This is a genomic window from Flagellimonas sp. ABD4_174 (genome assembly GCF_056160185.1).
Genome location: NZ_JBSWWP010000001.1, coordinates 664,371 through 680,628, shown reverse-complemented (window position 1 = coordinate 680,628; position 16,258 = coordinate 664,371). Strand labels below are relative to the sequence as shown.

The following is a 16,258-nucleotide window of genomic DNA, read 5'->3' as shown; positions in this document are numbered from 1 at the left end:
GCAATCTATGAGATCACAATTTTCCGGACAGAAGTTTTACTCCATCCAAGAAGCAACCCAAAAAATGGAACGCTACTGTGCCTACCAGGAACGATGCCACAAAGAGGTAACGGAAAAACTAAAAAATATGAACATGATCCCTGAGGCCATAGATCAAATTATTGGGCATTTGATACAGGAAAACTTTTTGAACGAGGAACGTTTTGCAAAGGCATTTGCACGTGGAAAGTTCAATATTAAAAAGTGGGGAGCAAACCGCATAAAAAATGGGTTAAAGTATAGGGACATTTCTGCCTACAACATAAAGAGCGCCCTGGCCGAAATCTCCGATGAAGATTATTTAAGGACCTTGGATGAGCTGGCCAGAAAAAGATTAGACCAGATCAAGGAAACCAATAGCTTTAAAAAAAAGAAGAAATTGGCAGATTATTTACTCTACCGTGGATGGGAGAGCCATTTGGTCTACGAAAAAACCAACGAGCTGATCAAGTAGCTATTACTTTTGGAGCAATAGCTTTTGTGTTCGCTCCACGGCCTTCTCGTTCTTCCAGTCTATCCATTTTTGTCCTTTGAATTTTCGCATAAGGTTATCAAAATGCCTCATTACAAAAATATTGTAGACCGCTTGGCCAAAATTCCTGGGTTTTCTGGCAACCGCCCTCAAGCTCATTGAAAATCCAGGTGTTATATATTTCATATGATGCCAATATCCTTCTGGGATGTAAAGGACATTACCATGTTCCAACTCTGTTATGTGCCCTTTTGCATGTTGCAGGGCGGGCCATTTTTCTAAATCTGGATCGGCAAAATCAATATCCTCCCTGGTAATCAAGGAATGCGGGATTTTATAGAGGTATTTGGTCTCGGATTGCGAAAAAAGAATGCACTGCTTTTTCCCTTCAAAATGAAAGTGAAAGATATTGGCAAGATCTATGTCATAATGCATAAAGGTATGTGAATCCTCCCCGCCAAAAAATAGCATGGGCAACCCTTTCATTAAACGCAAACCAAAGTCCGGGTAGTAAAAGTCTTTTTGAAGTATCGGAACTTCTTTGAGCACGTTCCAAAGAAAAATTCGGTATTTTGTTGGACCACTTTGCAATAGATCTACATAATCGGACATCTTCATTTTAGCGTGCGGCTCATTGAATCCTTCGTCGTGTTTTACTGGGCGATCATCGTACAATGGCACTTCCTTGTCCCCTGCCACCTCTTTTACATAGTCCAAGCTCCATTTGGAATATGCAGGCCAATCCTCAATAAAGCGCTCAATGACTACCGGCTTCTGGGGCTTGAAATATTTTTGGACAAACTCTTTCTTGGAAAGGGTTTTTTCCCGAGGTATCTGTTCAAGATTCAGCTTCAAGATTTCAATGAATTTGAAACCACTAAATTAAGAAAAGGATTTGAATGGTCTCCAATCCAACTTTTTGAAATTGTTTTTCCCATGCCTCGCTTTAGCTTCAATACTTGACCACGCTTTCGGGGGCGACCGTTGTTCCTGCTACATTCCGTCCTACTCATGTGCTGTATTACAACACAGATTGGAGTGCCTATCTAAAACTATAACGCAGACCGAAAAGCACGTTGCTCGGCGGCATGGGCACAAAACCCGACTCTATGTAATCTGCATCGAAAATATTGCTAGCCGTTATGGTAAGCTCAGCCTGATTTACTTTAACGGCCAAAGAGGCATCCCAAACATTATAGGTTTGTCCCGTAGTACGTTCTGCGTACTTATAAACTATATTCTGACGTACATTCTTGAACAATTGCGTACTTAGGCGTGTGGTGTATTGATGTTTTAAAGTGTTCAAAGAATATCGCGATAATGCTTCATTCTGATCTAAAATATTATCATCCAAAAAAGCGTAGCCTACATTCAGTGTCTGAACAAAATCTTTGAACATAAAATTATAGGCGGCATCCAACTCCAGACCTTTGGTATTTACCTCTGTAATATTAGTAGCTGTAAATACGTCTTCAGAAATATCGTTTCTGATATAATCTATAAGATTATCCGCATCTCTGTTAAAAACAGCGACACTAGCGTTAAACTTGATTGTGGTATACTTTAAGCCTAATTCTTGTGCAAAAGCTTCCTCTGGTTCCAAATCTGCGTTTCCACTAGTAACAGGGTCGTTATAGAACAAATCGGTATAGGTAGGAACGCGGTATGTATAACCTATGTTACCATATACTTTAAAATTGTTTGTTAGGCTATACCCTATATCCAATCCGGGAAATGCTTTAAACTTAAAATCTGAAAAGTAGGTGAGTGCCACACCTGGTGTAATATCCAGCTTATTGTCCACAACACTAAAGCGGTGCTCTAAAAACACATTGGACATAAAACGATCTCTATTACCAAGGTTGTTACTTCTTAAATAAATTTTGGAAAACTCTACCCCAAAACCTGTAATTCCCAGTTTAGAGAGGTAGGATGCATTGGTTTCCACTCCAATTTTATTGGAAATATGCATGTTCCTATAAAAACTCGGTTCGTTTCTTCTTAATAAAAATAAATCTTGATTACGTTTCCAGTAAATTCTTGGTTGTATTTTAAGCTTCTTGTTGTTAAAAGTGGTAGAAAACGCCAATAGGCTGTTTTGAGTTTCTTCGTACTCATTAAAGGTAGGATTGGTGGTATAAAAATTCTCGGCCCCAAAATTACGCTCCATAAATGTAGCTGTCATTTCTATAGGCTGTGCATTTTTATTGAAAATACTTTTTAAATAGTAATTGCCATTATCATAATCCGAGTTGTTTCTATAACCTTCGGACGTTATCCTGCCCACATGTATGATATGGGATGAGTTTTCCTTTTCAACGCCAGCCGTTACGCTACCATTCAATTGTCCAAAAGAACCTACCTCTACATTTAAGGACATCGAATTGTTCAAATTCTTTTTGGTAATGATATTTATTGCGCCTGCAAATGCATTTTGACCAAAAACGCGTGCCGCAGGTCCTTTTATAATTTCAATTCTTTCTATTACCTCCAATGGTAATGCAGCATTCATGGTATGGTGACCGGTTTGTGCATCGTCCATTTTTACACCATCAATCAATAATAAGGTCTGGTCAAAGCCGCCTCCTCTTAGGTACAAGTCGGCTTGGCTACCCCCGGTACCGCGCCTCCTAATATCTACGCCCGCGACTTGTTGTAATAAATCCGCAACATTAACTGCAGCACTGTTCTTTATATCACTAGAGGTAACTATGTTTATGGTTCTTGAATTTTCTTTGAAAGGAAGATCGATACGATTTGCGGTCACTACAACTTCGCTCAACGAATCCACTTTTACAACAGCATCATCTTGCTGTGCTTTTACCTGAGAAGCACCCGTAAGTAAAATCGCAGAAAATAAAATTGATTTCTTCATAATTGGAATTTATAACCGGTTGAAAGTTGTTCAATTAATGCTGCAAAAGTCCTAACTTTCCGGACGATTAAACTAGTCCAGTTTTAAAACAATGAATAGTCCGGTTTTTGAATTATTGAATCAGCTGGTATCGATAGATAAATCCTTGGTTCAGCCTGTATATGTGCAAGTGGCCCAACAAATTATGAACGCGATACAAAGAGGCTATTTAGAAAAAGGCAGCAAGTTACCTGGGACACGAGGGTTAAGTGAGTTATTGGGCGTTCATCGGAATACGGCTGTGGCCATTTACGATGAATTAGCTTCGCAGGGATGGGTAAACATTATACCCAATAGAGGAACCTTTGTCGTGGTCCCGGAAAATTCCAAGGTAAAAATCAAGGCAAGCACACAGCACATCAATCGGGCATACGAATATCCAAAAGCCCCCGGGTTCCCGTTCCAACAATCCTTTAATCTTTCTTCAACAAAAGAAGAGACTACCGCTAAATATGCTTTAAGCGATGGTAAGCCCGATTTAAGACTGCATCCGGTGCATCAATTTTCCAGGTGGTACAGTGCGGCAATGAAACGAAAACCGTTGATCAACAAATGGAACAGAACAAGTGCTTTTGCCCCTTCCATTTTTAGCACGCAACTGTGTAATTACTTAAATGCCACTCGAGGATTTCATATTGAGCCAACCCATTTATTAAATACACGAAGCACGGAAATGAGCTTATATATTGTTTCGCAGGTGCTAATTAATCCGGGCGATTTGGTACTGGTAGGTCAACTGAGCAATTATGTGGCCAACATGATATTTCAGCAAGCAGGGGCAAAAATAAAAACAGTGCCCGTAGATGATGAAGGCTTGGATATTGGCCATATAATGGAACATTATTTACATGAGAACATTCGTTGCATCTATGTTTGCTCCAACAGGGACTATCCCACAACAATAAACTTAAGCACCAAAAGAAGGTTGCAATTGTTAGAATTGGCCAAAATTCATGGTTTTGCTGTAATTGAGGACGATTATGACCATGATTTTCAATTTGAAGGAAGTTCCATGTTGCCGATGGCAAGTTCAGATGCCGATGGAAACGTTATTTATTTGGGCAAACTAGGTCAGTCTTTATTTCCGAGTTTTCATACTGGGTTTGTTGTTGCGCCAGAACAGGTGATAACCGAAGCCAAAAACTACCTTCAATTATTGGATGCCCAAGGAGATTTAATACAGGAACAAATGCTTTCCGAATTGATATCCGAAGGCGAAATATACCGGCTCAAGAAAAAAAATATAGTCACTTACAAGCAACGTAGAGATGCTTTAAGCGCTTTATTAAAGCAGCACTTTGCCAATATCCTTGACTGGCGAACACCTTCTGGAGGATTAGCTGTGTGGTTGCGCTTTAAAACTCCGATATCCTTAATTAAGCTTGCCGAAGAAGCTGAAAAACTGGATTTATTTGTACCAAAAACCATCCTCTATCAAAATAAGGCTACCTGTGCCATTCGTTTTGGGTATGGACATCTAAACGGGGAAGAACTCAAAATCGTAATGGAAAAATTAAAACAAGCTTATCTGCAGGTAGTAGCTGCATAAAACAAAAAGAGACCATATAAAAATGGTCTCTTTAAATGGTTTGTCTGTTTTATGCATTTTCTGAAGATTCCGGCTTGTCCAAGTCCTCTTTAGAGTTTTTCCCGGCAACCTTATCTTTTCCTTTTAAATATTCTGGCAATTCCATCCCTGCCATGTTGAACATTTCTTGTAAAGGCGGTACAGATTTGTACATGCCTGAAATAAAGTTTGCCGTAGAATTCTTACCGTCTTCACTATTGCCAGAATCCCAAACAGTTACCTTATCTATCTTGATATTTTTAATGGCCTCGGCTTGTTTTTCAACAAGTTCCGGAAGTTTGTCCGCAATTAATAAAAGTACTGCATCCTTTGGGTTGTCTCCTGCTGCCTGAACGATTTTGTCCAGACCTTCTGCTTGTTTGGTAAGTACCTCAAATATACCCTTGGCCTCTGCCTGGGCTTTAAAAAGTATTGCATCTGCCTCTCCTTTTGCTCTTCTACGAATCATTTCGGCCTCGGCTTCCGCTTCAATTTCTACCTTTTGTTTGTCTATTTGTGCTGGTACGACAATATCTGCCATTTGGGAGCTTCTTTCGCGCTCTGCCCTAGCCATTTCCGCATCTTTCTCTGCAGCATAAGACTCTTCCAATGCTTTTGCCGCCTGTACCTTTTCTGCTGCGATCGCTGTGCGTTCCGCTTCTGCTTCGCGCTGTCTTCGTAAAGAATCTGAATTGGCAACATCAATTTTAGCAACGTTTTCCCCTTCTACCGCTTTGGCATTGGCAGCAGCTACCTGGGTACGCTCATCTTGTTTGGCATTGGCCTCACCAATAGAACCATCCCTGTTCTTTTCTGCTACGGATTTCCTTGCCGCATTTATGGCATGTGCGGCGGCTTCTTTACCCAACGCTTCAATGTAGCCAGACTCATCTACAATATCGGTAATATTAACGTTGATAAGTTTTAACCCAACCTTCTTCAGTTCCGATTCAACACTTTGAGAAATATTGGTCAGAAATTTATCCCTGTCGGCATTGATTTCTTCAATATCCATGGAAGCAACGACCAATCGCAATTGACCAAATATGATTTCCTTGGCCAATTCCTGAACTTCTTGCATACCAAGCCCTAAAAGCCGTTCAGCGGCATTTTGCATAATTCCCGGCTCTGTAGAAATACCAATAGTAAACCGAGAAGGCACATTAACCCGGATATTCTGTCGACTTAGTGCATTGGTAAGATCAACTTCGATAGAAATTGGTGTTAAATCCAAGAATTCATAGTCTTGGATTACCGGCCATACAAATGCGGCCCCACCATGAATACATTTTGCAGAATTACCTGTACCTACTTTTCCGTAGACTACAAGAATACGGTCAGATGGACATCTTTTATAACGCCTTATAAAAGAGATTATAATAATAAAGAAAAAGAGGATGGCGAAGCCTATGGCCAGTAAGGTAGCCCCTCCGCCCATTTGTAATGGTAGTGTTAGCATAGTAGTTTATTTATTTAAAAGATTAACGATCAAAATCCCAGTGTCTGTTACCTCATGTACTTTTACCACATTGCCCTGTACCAGATCTTGGTCTTCATCGGTCAAAGCTTGTAGTTCGCGCAGTGTCCCCTGAACATTTACGGAAACTTTGCCGATTCGAGTTCGATTAGCTCCAATGGTTAGGTACACTTCTCCTATTTGATTTACCGCATTGGAGAGTTTTAGCGTGCCACTGCTCTGCAATTTTGCCAAATAGTAGAATAGGGAAGCCATGGCAAGCATCATTAATAATCCGCACACCACAGAAATGAAGACTGTGAGTCCGGTGGATATTCCATTTTCAATACAGGCAATTCCAGACCAACCGAAAATGGTAAAGAAGCCCATTAAGTTTTTAAAGGATAGAAATTGAAAATCAATTCCAGTATCCGCCTCAATGTCTGTATCCACATCCCCCAGATCATCTACATCGCCTCCGATCAAGGTTATTATTACAAGGACCAAAAGGATTGCCGAACCAGCAATGGCAACAATCCAATAGACTTTCTCAAACACAGTCAAAGCTGCAAACCAATTTTCCATGGTATTAAAATTTAAAGTTGGTTATAGGTGTTAAGATACTACTTTGAATCGATATTTTGGTAGGATCAAAGTTATCCAGCGGAAGGTAATATGGACTCTGCATTTTTACGAGATCTTGCAGCGTTTACCATAACGTTTCATTCTTTTTGGGAAATGCTTCGTAAGTTTCGAACGCAATCGGACAGGCCCAAGGTGTTCAAGAATAAAAAACAAATATTTCGGGGCCAAGAGGGCCTGAAGCTCCAAAAACATGATCTGTTCTACTTTCCAATTATATGTAGTTACAAATCAAATTTTGTTACAAATTACTTTTCAATAATTTTTCAAATGCAAAGAAACTATCAAACCATCCAAATTTATATATATTGCACAGAAGATAACCAATGGCCCAATTGCTCAACTCCATCGTGTTTCAAAAAAATGCTTCTTTAAGGTATCATAGCTTAGACTGGAAAACTGTCTTATTTATTTTGGCGCTATTGGCCATATGTATTCGGTTCCCCTTCTTTTTTAGGGATTATATAGATCGCGACGAGAGTACTTTTATCTTAATGGGTCAATCGTGGGTCGATGGTCATTTGCCGTACACCCGTCTTTGGGACCTTAAGCCTCCCATTACATTTTTATACTTTGCCCTGATCATAAAACTTTTTGGTAAGAGCTTTATCGCAATACGCTTGTTTGGTTCCTTACTTGTTGCCCTTACAGCCTTGTTCACCTACGGTATAGCGACAAACATTACTTCTAGAAAAGTTGCTTTTTGGACAGCAGTTTTCTGTGTTTTTTTTCAAAGCTTGTTCGGTAGTCTTCAAGGTGTAATGTCCGAACATATCAGTATTCTGTTCTTTGTAATGGGTATTTATCTTCTTTTTCGCAAAGAGAGTTGGGTTTCCTATCTGGCCATCGGGGGTCTAATTTCCCTTTCCGTACTATCCAAGTTGAACATGGTGTATCCTGCCGTATTTTTGGGATTGTTTTTAATATGGGAGGGACAAAAAACAAAACAATTGTCCCTACGGATCCGGCAATTATCATGTATGGTGATTGGGGCGGTGCTTATCGGTATTCTTACAATATTGCCCTATTATTTCCAGAACGAAATTCATGTGTGCTGGCAATCTATAATTGAGGCACCATTGGCCTATTCTGGAGGAAAACTTCATTCTACCTTAAAAACATTGCCGTTTGTATTGGTGGTTTTGGGACTTTTAATCACCCTTTCAGTTCTTAAAATAATAGATTGGAAGGATACAAAAATCCAACTTTTAATGGTAATTACCCTGTCCATTTTATTGTCCTTTGTTCAGGCTGGAAAAGTGAACGGGCATTATTTGATCCAATTATATCCCTTTATTTTGATCCTTTTGGGCATTGCCTTCTCCAAACTTCCAACCATTCAAAAAAAATATAGGCCCCTAATTGCCATCTTGCTGATCTTAATCCCAATGGAATCGTATTTGGAGTATGGGAATATTATTTCCAACAAAATAGAAAAGGGCACTTTTTTTAATGGTGAAGGTATAGAAGTGCCCCAATACATAAATGATCATAATTTGGATGCCGAGAACATTTTTTTTACGGAATATCACATAGGGTATTGGCTGTTGAACACGGAACCCCCCACAAAAGCAGCGACCCACCCAAGTAATATAACCCGCGAAGAAATGTTTCCGTTTATGGAAAATCCCAGAAACACTGGAATGCAAGAACTCCGATATATTATGGAGGTTGTCCGGCCTAAAACTTTGGTGGCCAGAAAAGGAAAAAAGATATTCGACAAGAAATTGGTCGAATACAACACCTACATAGATGCTTATCTAGAAGATCATTACAATTTGGAAGCTACTGTTGGCAGAGGTCTAATTTATAAACGCTTAGAATAATTCCATTGACCAATGCTCAGCGAGCAGGCCTCGTAATAAAGTTGCACTGCATGCATTTGTACTTTCTGGGTTCAAAAAATGGAAACAGCTTATAGAAAACATTGCTTCTAGAGTAATAAATTTCTGATTTGGTAGCTTTACAATTGGGACAGACCACTGGGTTTCCCAACCTATCGGTAGCGTAACTCCGGATATCATCAAAAATTTCCTTGGCCCGTTCCCTATCGCTCGAATATACCTGAAGCTTAACCCCGCCCAGAGCGGCACTTATCAGAGGGTCAGAATTAATGGTAGCTTCGTCCCTCAAAAAAACAGGAATCCCCTCTGCTTCCAACTTTCCTTTAATTACTACGGCATCGGCAGGAAATTCAAAGGTTCCCAATGTGTAAAATTCTGTTTTCATGCTTCTGTCGATTTACTGAATAATTGTAATGCTAGCCTTCTTTTGATATGATGATCCATATAAAATTATTGGGAAAAATTAGCTACTCCACAAATGTAGTACTTACGTTGATTAAACTGTATCTTAGTCAATCTTAAACCTTTACCAAAAATGAAAATTACACTTTCTTTTTTATTGCTATTCTCGGTTCTATTACTAAACGCACAGACCAATACCTATCAAATCTCTTTCGAGAACGCCGAACATCATGAAGCAATTATTGAAGCCTCTTTTCCCGATCTAACTTCGGACACCGTTGAGTTCCGGATGAGCAGGACTTCTCCCGGGCGGTATGCCCTACATGAATTTGCCAAAAACGTATATGGCTTTAAAGCCACGGACGGTAAAGGAAACGCTTTGACGGTTACCAGACCTAACCCCTATGCTTGGAAAGTTAGCGGGCACGACGGAACCATCAACATAAAATACATTTTGTTTGCCAATAGAGGGGGCGGCACTTACTCCCAAGTGGACGAAACACATGCGCACCTGAATATCCCTGCGACTTTTATGTTTGCCCCAACATTGGAGGACCGACGCATCGAGGTAACTTTTAATGTCCGTGAAGACTTAGGTTGGAAGGTCGCTACGCAACTTCCATTGGTTACGGGAACTACCTACTCGGCACCAGACCTTTATTATTTTATGGACAGCCCCACGGAAATCAGCAATTATATGCTTCGCTCGTTTAAATTGGATGGAAAGACCATCAGTCTTGCATTGCATCACAATGGCACGGAAGAAGAAGCCGATGAGTATTTTGAAAAGATAAAGAAAATAGTCTTGGCGGAGAAAGAAGTTTATGGCGAATTGCCAGATTTTGACTACGGAAGCTATACCTTTTTGGCCTGCTATATCCCAAATGCCTCTGGTGATGGCATGGAGCATAGGAACTCCACCATTTTAACAAGCACGCGCAGTTTGGCCAACGGTGGAATGGAGCGCAACATTGGAACAGTATCCCACGAATTTTTTCACGCTTGGAATGTGGAGCGTATACGTCCTAAAGCTTTGGAACCTTTTAACTTTGAAGAAGCCAATATGAGCGGTGCACTTTGGTTTGCTGAAGGGTTTACCAGTTATTATACCAATTTGATTCTTTGTAGAGCCGGTTTAATAACGCCCGCAGTATATGTGGAAGGTTTGGCCGGAACGTTCAATTATGTTTGGAACTCTCCCGCACGGCAATTTTTCAACCCCATTGAAATGAGTTTCCAAGCTCCTTTTGTGGACGCAGCCACCTCCGTAGATCCGGTAAACCGCGAAAACATGTTTATTTCTTACTACTCCTACGGTAGTGTTTTGGGTTTGGCACTAGATCTATCACTACGCGAAAAAGGATTGAACTTGGATGATTATATGAAGTCGATCTGGAAAAAATATGGCAAACCCGAAATTCCATATACCATTCAAAACCTACATGATGCCTTAAAAGAATACGCAGGAAATACTTTTGGTGACGATTTCTTCAATAATTACATCTATAAAAGTGAAATGCCCGACTATAAAAAACTTATGGAGTCCGTTGGCGTTGTATTGGAGCAACCCGAAACCTATCCCTATTTTGGTGCATATGTTTCCATGTTGCCCGATAGATCCGGCTATAAGATTCTCAGAAACACAAAAATTGGCAGTCCTGCCTACCAAGCCGGTCTAGACAATGGGGATGTAGTTCTTAGTATAAATGATAAACCCTTTTCCGAAGACCAATCTTTTGAGGATTACCTCGACCATTTCAGCATAGGAGAGCCTTTACTGGTAACATTCGCGAGGTTCGGAGAGGAAAAAACTACAGAAATGGTTTTGATCCCAAGTCCGGATTATATGTTTGGTTTGATGGAGGATAAAGAGCAACAACCATCAAAAAAGATGCTTGAACAAAGAAAGGAATGGCTTACCATTAAGTTATAATATAAAAAGCCGCTCCAATGGAACGGCTTTTTTTGCGAATGAATTCATTTATTTTAATCGGCTAGGACGATTACTTTATTGTCCTTCATCTCCACGGTACCACTCGATATTGCCAAAACTGTTTCCCCATTGTTTCCTTTGGAAAACTTATCGGCAAAATCCTCATCAATGGTGATATTACCTTTCACTTTTACGTTTCCAGCTTGCAAAAGAGATACGATAGGTGCGTGGTTCTCTAACATCTGAAATTCTCCATTTACTCCTGGTACGGTAACCGAGGTTACGTCTCCTGAGAATAAAGTAGCTTCGGGTGATACTATTTCTAAATACATATTTATTAGTATTGAGATATTAGATGTGAGTATTGAGATATGAGTAAAAAGAAATCTAACTACTCAATACTAGCATCTGAAATCATTTTAGGCTTCCGCCAACATTTTCTCTCCAGCCTCGATAGCTTCCTCGATGGTACCTTTAAGGTTGAAAGCAGATTCCGGTAGGTGATCCAATTCACCGTCCATGATCATATTAAATCCTTTGATGGTCTCTTTAATATCAACCAATACCCCTGGAATACCAGTAAACTGTTCAGCTACGTGGAAAGGCTGAGATAAGAAACGTTGTACACGTCTAGCTCTACCTACGGCCAATTTATCTTCTTCAGAAAGTTCTTCCATACCCAAGATGGCAATAATATCCTGAAGCTCTTTATAACGTTGCAACAACTCTTTTACACGCTGTGCACAATCGTAGTGCTCTTTACCCAAAATCTCTGGAGTCAAGATCCTAGAAGTGGAATCCAAGGGATCCACAGCAGGATAAATACCCAACTCCGCAATTTTACGGGATAGTACGGTTGTTGCATCCAAGTGAGCAAATGTTGTCGCTGGTGCAGGATCCGTCAAGTCATCCGCAGGAACGTAAACCGCCTGTACAGATGTAATGGAACCTCTTTTTGTTGACGTAATTCTTTCCTGCATGGCACCCATTTCTGTTGCCAATGTTGGTTGGTAACCTACCGCAGATGGCATACGACCCAAAAGTGCGGACACCTCAGAACCTGCTTGGGTGAAACGGAAAATGTTATCTACGAAGAAAAGAACATCTTTACCTTGTCCTTCTCCTGAACCATCACGGAAATATTCAGCAATGGTCAATCCAGACAATGCCACACGTGCACGAGCCCCGGGTGGTTCGTTCATCTGACCGAACACGAATGTTGCTTTGGAATCTTTCATTGCGGTTTTATCCACTTTGGATAGATCCCATCCGCCTTCTTCCATGGAGTGCAAGAAATCGTCTCCGTATTTTATAATGCCGGACTCCAACATCTCACGAAGCAAATCGTTTCCTTCACGGGTACGTTCTCCAACACCTGCGAACACGGACAAACCACCGTGACCTTTTGCAATATTGTTGATCAACTCTTGGATCAATACGGTTTTACCTACACCGGCACCACCGAACAATCCAATCTTACCTCCTTTTGCGTAAGGCTCGATAAGATCGATTACCTTAATACCTGTAAAAAGTACTTCTGTGGAAGTGGAAAGGTCTTCAAATTTTGGTGCTTCCCTGTGAATTGGAAGTCCATTGTCGCCAGTTTTAGGTAATTCTTCCAAACCATCGATAGCGTCACCGATCACATTAAAAAGACGTCCGTAAACATCTTCTCCGATTGGCATTTGGATTGGATTTCCGGTAGCTACTACCTCTACACCTCTGCTCAATCCATCGGTAGAGTCCATAGAAATGGTCCTTACTGTATTCTCACCAATGTGTGATTGTACTTCCAAAACCAATCTTGAGCCATCAGCTTTTGCAATTTCAAGGGAGTCATAAATTCTTGGGATCTCTACCCCTGATTCAAACTCAACATCAATGACCGGGCCTATAATTTGGGCAACCTTACCTGTTACTTTAGACATTAGTATGTTTATTTATAATTGAATACGCGGAAAATAACCGCTATTTTTTCGGCTGCAAAGATATGCTTTTACATTCTTATTCAGAAACTGATTTTCAGTTTTTTTTAAAGAAAAAAGGCGTTGGAAAACCCAACGCCTTTACTTTTTCTTTTTTACTACGGTTTAAGGGTTTATGGTCCAGGACAGATAATATATAGAACCTACAAAACCAGTACCGATCGCCGTGTAATATTCATCTCCCAAAATATTGGAACCACCTACTTTAAAGACAGATTTTAGAGATGGTACGGAATAATTGAGCTGTGCATCCAGTACGGTAAACGCAGGAATATCGCCATCGGCAAATGATGCTTCCCAGAAATAGCTATCGCTCCACCTGTAGTTTACATTGAATCCAAAGTTTTTGAACAACTCTGAATTTCCAAATGAAGCTTTCACCTTATGCTTTGGAGTGTTAAAGTTTGTTCTTAAGTCAGGATATTTCCCTTCATCTATATCCAATTCCGCGAATGTATAGTTTACGCCAAGATCAAAGTTTCCTATTTTGGTATCTACCCCAAGAGTAGCGCCATAAGAATTTATATCGGCCTCTGAGTTGGTATATGTTTGATATACTTGGTAATCTCCATTCTGTATAGCCAAGAGGGAAAGACCACCATCACCAGCTTCACCGTAAAAAGGTACAGCTGTAGTTGTGTTGGCCAAGAAATCGGAATAGCTATTGTAATATCCGCTTAAATCAATGGTAAACCTGCCCACTTGTCCCCGATAACCTGCTTCGTAAGCAATAATTTCTTCAGGCTTAACAAGCGGCGTATTAACTGCCTCAGGAGCACCTGCTTGCAATGAGCTAGTTGAATAAGCGTTTTCGTAGGCTGCCCGACCAACAATTTCTACGGTAGCTGGTTGACCCAAATCATCTTGAGCTTTTTGACTTATATTAAAGGTACGCACATCCCTATCCAAGTTAGCTGGTGCAGAACCTACCAAAATGGCACGACCCGCATTTAAACCAATAAACAAATCCTGTGTTGTCGGGTTTCTAAAACCTTGCTGCACGGAAACCCTAAGATTATGGTTACGCTCCTCTCCCAATGTATAGGCAAAAGAAACCCTTGGTGAAAGGAAACCATCAAAAAACTCATTTTTATCGTAACGTGCAGACCCTGTGAATTTTAGACGATCGTCCAAGAATTTTTTCTGAACTTGTAGGTAAGCACCGTATTCGTTGTATTTGATCGGACCATCAATATCGGTAAAAATGGTTCCGTTGGAGTTCAGTTCATATTCCCTGAACGAACCTCCTATTTGAACATCCGCCCAATCATTGATCAAATGGGCCAGATTGTAGTTACCATTTACGTGACGGAATTTGGTCTTATCGATAAACTTGGCACCGGTCGTCAAGTCACCATCATTAGTTACCTTGTTGAACGCATTTTGAAAAGCAGGAGTACCTGGGATTAATCGCCCTTGATCGGCAGCTTGCCTACCAGCAATATGTGCTTGGGCCGAAGCCTGTTCAGGAGTAAGTCCTGCTCCTTGAATCCCACCTAAATAAGTAGGGATATAAGCCCCGGCATAATCTGTAAACCATTGAGTATCGGATTTCCAAGCCCTATTCACATTGATTGCCGCAAAACGCGTGTCGTACGCATCCCCGGAATTCTCGGATACGATATATCCTCGGATAAAGAAGTTGTCGTTTTTGATCTCCAACTTATGCTGCTGCATGGTAAACCCTGATACTGCGTAACGGTTTGCCCCTTGATAGATGGTTGTCCCCCTACCTATTCTACTGTTCAAAATTATTTCAAGATCATCCGCAAACGGCCTATAGTGCAACGCAAAATCAGATTTTATACTTTCTGCTCCGTAGTCGGCCAAATCCGCCTCATCATACCCTGTTCTTGATATCAAAGCAGTTCCAACCGTTCCTGTTGGGAAACCAGCTGCGGCATCAAAATCCAACAAGGTAGAAACCTCATCACCATAAACGTTCAATCCGTCGTAAGCTGGATTGGAACGATCGGCCCCTGGGTTGTTTAAATCTACGCGACTATTGGCATGCCAATCTTCGCCCGTTAGTACCGAAAGGTTCGCCTTTATCGCAAGCTTGTCGCTAAAAGCGTGGGCGGCACGCACTCCAAAATCCTTATAAAAATTACTGCCGGCGGCATCTTGGGTAGTTACCCCTGCCTTGGCATAAGCACTGATTCCTTGAAAATCGAAAGGACTTTTACTTCTCATAAACAGAATACCGTTAAAGGCACCTGCACCATAGAGTGCGGAAGATGCTCCTGGAAGGATCTCTACGCTCTGAACATCCAATTCGGACATACCCACTAAGTTACCAAGAACAAAGTTGAGCCCGGGAGCTGTATTGTCCATGCCATCCACCAATTGCAAAAACCTGTTATTGGCAAAAGTGGCAAAACCTCTGGTGTTAATGGACTGGAACGTTAAACTGTTCGTGTTTATATCCACCCCTTTTAAATTTTGGAGACCCCCATAAAACGACTCTGCCGTGGTATTCTTAATTTCCTTTAGACCGAATCTTTCTACGGATACCGGCGATTCGAAGATACGTTCCGGGGTCCTCGAGGCAGAAATAACGATTTCGTCCAACATTGTATTGGCTGCCGAAAGCGTAATGGAAAGTGTTTGGTTGTTAGATGTTACATCGGTGGTAAAATCTGAAAATCCTATACTCGAAAATTGAAGTTTGAACGGGGGTGTTTCCGAAGTATTAAATGTAAAGTTTCCATCAAAGTCCGTAGTGGTTCCTTCTGCTTTGCCCACCAAAACCACGTTGGCACCTGGTATGGGTTCATTGTTTTCATCAACTACTTTTCCCTGAACCGTAGTTTGACCGTAGGTGGCCAAACCAAGCAGCATTAGGGAAACAAACATAAGTTTTTTCATTTGCTATGGATTAGAGTTAATTTAGTTTATGTGCTTGTTTGTATCAAATGGGAAGATACATTTTTTTTTATTCCAATTATACAAATTTGAAAAAAATTATGCATGCATAATACTTTTTTGGCAAAAAAAAGTATCC

General features: G+C 40.7%; 12 protein-coding genes. 4 read left to right on the top strand and 8 right to left on the bottom strand.

Annotated features, from left to right (window positions below; genetic code table 11):
* The first annotated feature begins 7 nt into the window (after positions 1-7).
* Entirely contained in the window at positions 8-493 is a 486-nt protein-coding gene (locus tag ACXAFK_RS02990; RefSeq protein WP_474956754.1) for a regulatory protein RecX, read from the top strand.
* 3 nt (positions 494-496) lie between these two features.
* On the opposite strand, the gene ACXAFK_RS02985 is transcribed toward ACXAFK_RS02990, so the two are convergent.
* Together ACXAFK_RS02985 and ACXAFK_RS02980 are read right to left on the bottom strand one after the other, a co-directional pair.
* A complete protein-coding gene (locus tag ACXAFK_RS02985; RefSeq protein ID WP_474956753.1) occupies positions 497-1,366 on the bottom strand; it encodes a cupin-like domain-containing protein in 870 nt (289 codons plus the stop codon).
* Between the two features lie 187 nt (positions 1,367-1,553).
* Positions 1,554-3,386, bottom strand: coding sequence for a TonB-dependent receptor plug domain-containing protein (locus ACXAFK_RS02980; protein ID WP_474956752.1), 1,833 nt, complete (start codon positions 3,384-3,386; stop codon positions 1,554-1,556).
* 91 nt (positions 3,387-3,477) lie between these two features.
* Here ACXAFK_RS02980 and ACXAFK_RS02975 point away from each other — a divergent pair, with 91 nt between their 5' ends.
* The gene (locus tag ACXAFK_RS02975) at positions 3,478-4,974 is read left to right on the top strand and encodes an aminotransferase-like domain-containing protein (protein ID WP_474956751.1); all 1,497 of its coding nucleotides are present in this window, start codon (positions 3,478-3,480) and stop codon (positions 4,972-4,974) included.
* 49 nt (positions 4,975-5,023) lie between these two features.
* Here the strand turns inward: ACXAFK_RS02975 and ACXAFK_RS02970 are convergent, their stop codons facing one another.
* Together ACXAFK_RS02970 and ACXAFK_RS02965 are read right to left on the bottom strand one after the other, a co-directional pair.
* Positions 5,024-6,451, bottom strand: coding sequence for a flotillin family protein (locus ACXAFK_RS02970; RefSeq protein WP_474956750.1), 1,428 nt, complete (start codon positions 6,449-6,451; stop codon positions 5,024-5,026).
* Between the two features lie 6 nt (positions 6,452-6,457).
* Positions 6,458-7,033, bottom strand: coding sequence for a hypothetical protein (locus ACXAFK_RS02965; protein ID WP_474956749.1), 576 nt, complete (start codon positions 7,031-7,033; stop codon positions 6,458-6,460).
* 383 nt (positions 7,034-7,416) lie between these two features.
* Here ACXAFK_RS02965 and ACXAFK_RS02960 point away from each other — a divergent pair, with 383 nt between their 5' ends.
* Positions 7,417-8,916: an ArnT family glycosyltransferase gene (locus tag ACXAFK_RS02960; RefSeq protein WP_474956748.1), complete on the top strand. Its 1,500-nt coding sequence runs from the start codon at positions 7,417-7,419 to the stop codon at positions 8,914-8,916.
* A gap of 16 nt (positions 8,917-8,932) precedes the next feature.
* Here ACXAFK_RS02960 and ACXAFK_RS02955 read toward each other — a convergent pair whose 3' ends face one another.
* Entirely contained in the window at positions 8,933-9,319 is a 387-nt protein-coding gene (locus ACXAFK_RS02955; RefSeq protein ID WP_474956747.1) for a putative signal transducing protein, read from the bottom strand.
* Between the two features lie 150 nt (positions 9,320-9,469).
* Between ACXAFK_RS02955 and ACXAFK_RS02950 the strand changes: the two genes are divergently transcribed.
* Positions 9,470-11,269, top strand: a complete 1,800-nt coding sequence (locus ACXAFK_RS02950; RefSeq protein WP_474956746.1) for a M61 family metallopeptidase — start codon at positions 9,470-9,472, stop codon at positions 11,267-11,269.
* A 53-nt stretch (positions 11,270-11,322) separates the two neighbouring features.
* Here ACXAFK_RS02950 and ACXAFK_RS02945 read toward each other — a convergent pair whose 3' ends face one another.
* The 3 genes from ACXAFK_RS02945 to ACXAFK_RS02935 all read right to left on the bottom strand — a co-directional run bounded on the left by ACXAFK_RS02945 (position 11,323) and on the right by ACXAFK_RS02935 (position 16,122).
* Positions 11,323-11,601, bottom strand: a complete 279-nt coding sequence (locus ACXAFK_RS02945; RefSeq protein WP_224836209.1) for a F0F1 ATP synthase subunit delta/epsilon — start codon at positions 11,599-11,601, stop codon at positions 11,323-11,325.
* Positions 11,602-11,688: 87 nt separating this feature from the next.
* Complete coding sequence (atpD, locus tag ACXAFK_RS02940) at positions 11,689-13,197, bottom strand: F0F1 ATP synthase subunit beta (protein ID WP_224836208.1); 1,509 nt, start codon at positions 13,195-13,197, stop codon at positions 11,689-11,691.
* A 162-nt stretch (positions 13,198-13,359) separates the two neighbouring features.
* On the bottom strand, positions 13,360-16,122 hold the full coding sequence (locus ACXAFK_RS02935; RefSeq protein ID WP_474956745.1) for a TonB-dependent receptor: 2,763 nt from the start codon (positions 16,120-16,122) through the stop codon (positions 13,360-13,362).
* Positions 16,123-16,258: the final 136 nt, after the last annotated feature.

Excerpts from the sequence above, each read along its gene's own strand:
- ACXAFK_RS02970 (WP_474956750.1), bottom strand. The coding sequence starts at position 6,451 with ATGCTAACACTACCATTACAAATGGGCGGAGGGGCTACCTTACTGGCC.
- ACXAFK_RS02960 (WP_474956748.1), top strand. The coding sequence starts at position 7,417 with ATGGCCCAATTGCTCAACTCCATCGTGTTTCAAAAAAATGCTTCTTTA.
- ACXAFK_RS02955 (WP_474956747.1), bottom strand. The coding sequence starts at position 9,319 with ATGAAAACAGAATTTTACACATTGGGAACCTTTGAATTTCCTGCCGAT.
- ACXAFK_RS02975 (WP_474956751.1), top strand. The coding sequence starts at position 3,478 with ATGAATAGTCCGGTTTTTGAATTATTGAATCAGCTGGTATCGATAGAT.
- ACXAFK_RS02990 (WP_474956754.1), top strand. The coding sequence starts at position 8 with ATGAGATCACAATTTTCCGGACAGAAGTTTTACTCCATCCAAGAAGCA.
- ACXAFK_RS02950 (WP_474956746.1), top strand. The coding sequence starts at position 9,470 with ATGAAAATTACACTTTCTTTTTTATTGCTATTCTCGGTTCTATTACTA.
- ACXAFK_RS02965 (WP_474956749.1), bottom strand. The coding sequence starts at position 7,033 with ATGGAAAATTGGTTTGCAGCTTTGACTGTGTTTGAGAAAGTCTATTGG.
- ACXAFK_RS02935 (WP_474956745.1), bottom strand. The coding sequence starts at position 16,122 with ATGAAAAAACTTATGTTTGTTTCCCTAATGCTGCTTGGTTTGGCCACC.
- ACXAFK_RS02980 (WP_474956752.1), bottom strand. The coding sequence starts at position 3,386 with ATGAAGAAATCAATTTTATTTTCTGCGATTTTACTTACGGGTGCTTCT.
- ACXAFK_RS02945 (WP_224836209.1), bottom strand. The coding sequence starts at position 11,601 with ATGTATTTAGAAATAGTATCACCCGAAGCTACTTTATTCTCAGGAGAC.
- atpD (WP_224836208.1), bottom strand. The coding sequence starts at position 13,197 with ATGTCTAAAGTAACAGGTAAGGTTGCCCAAATTATAGGCCCGGTCATT.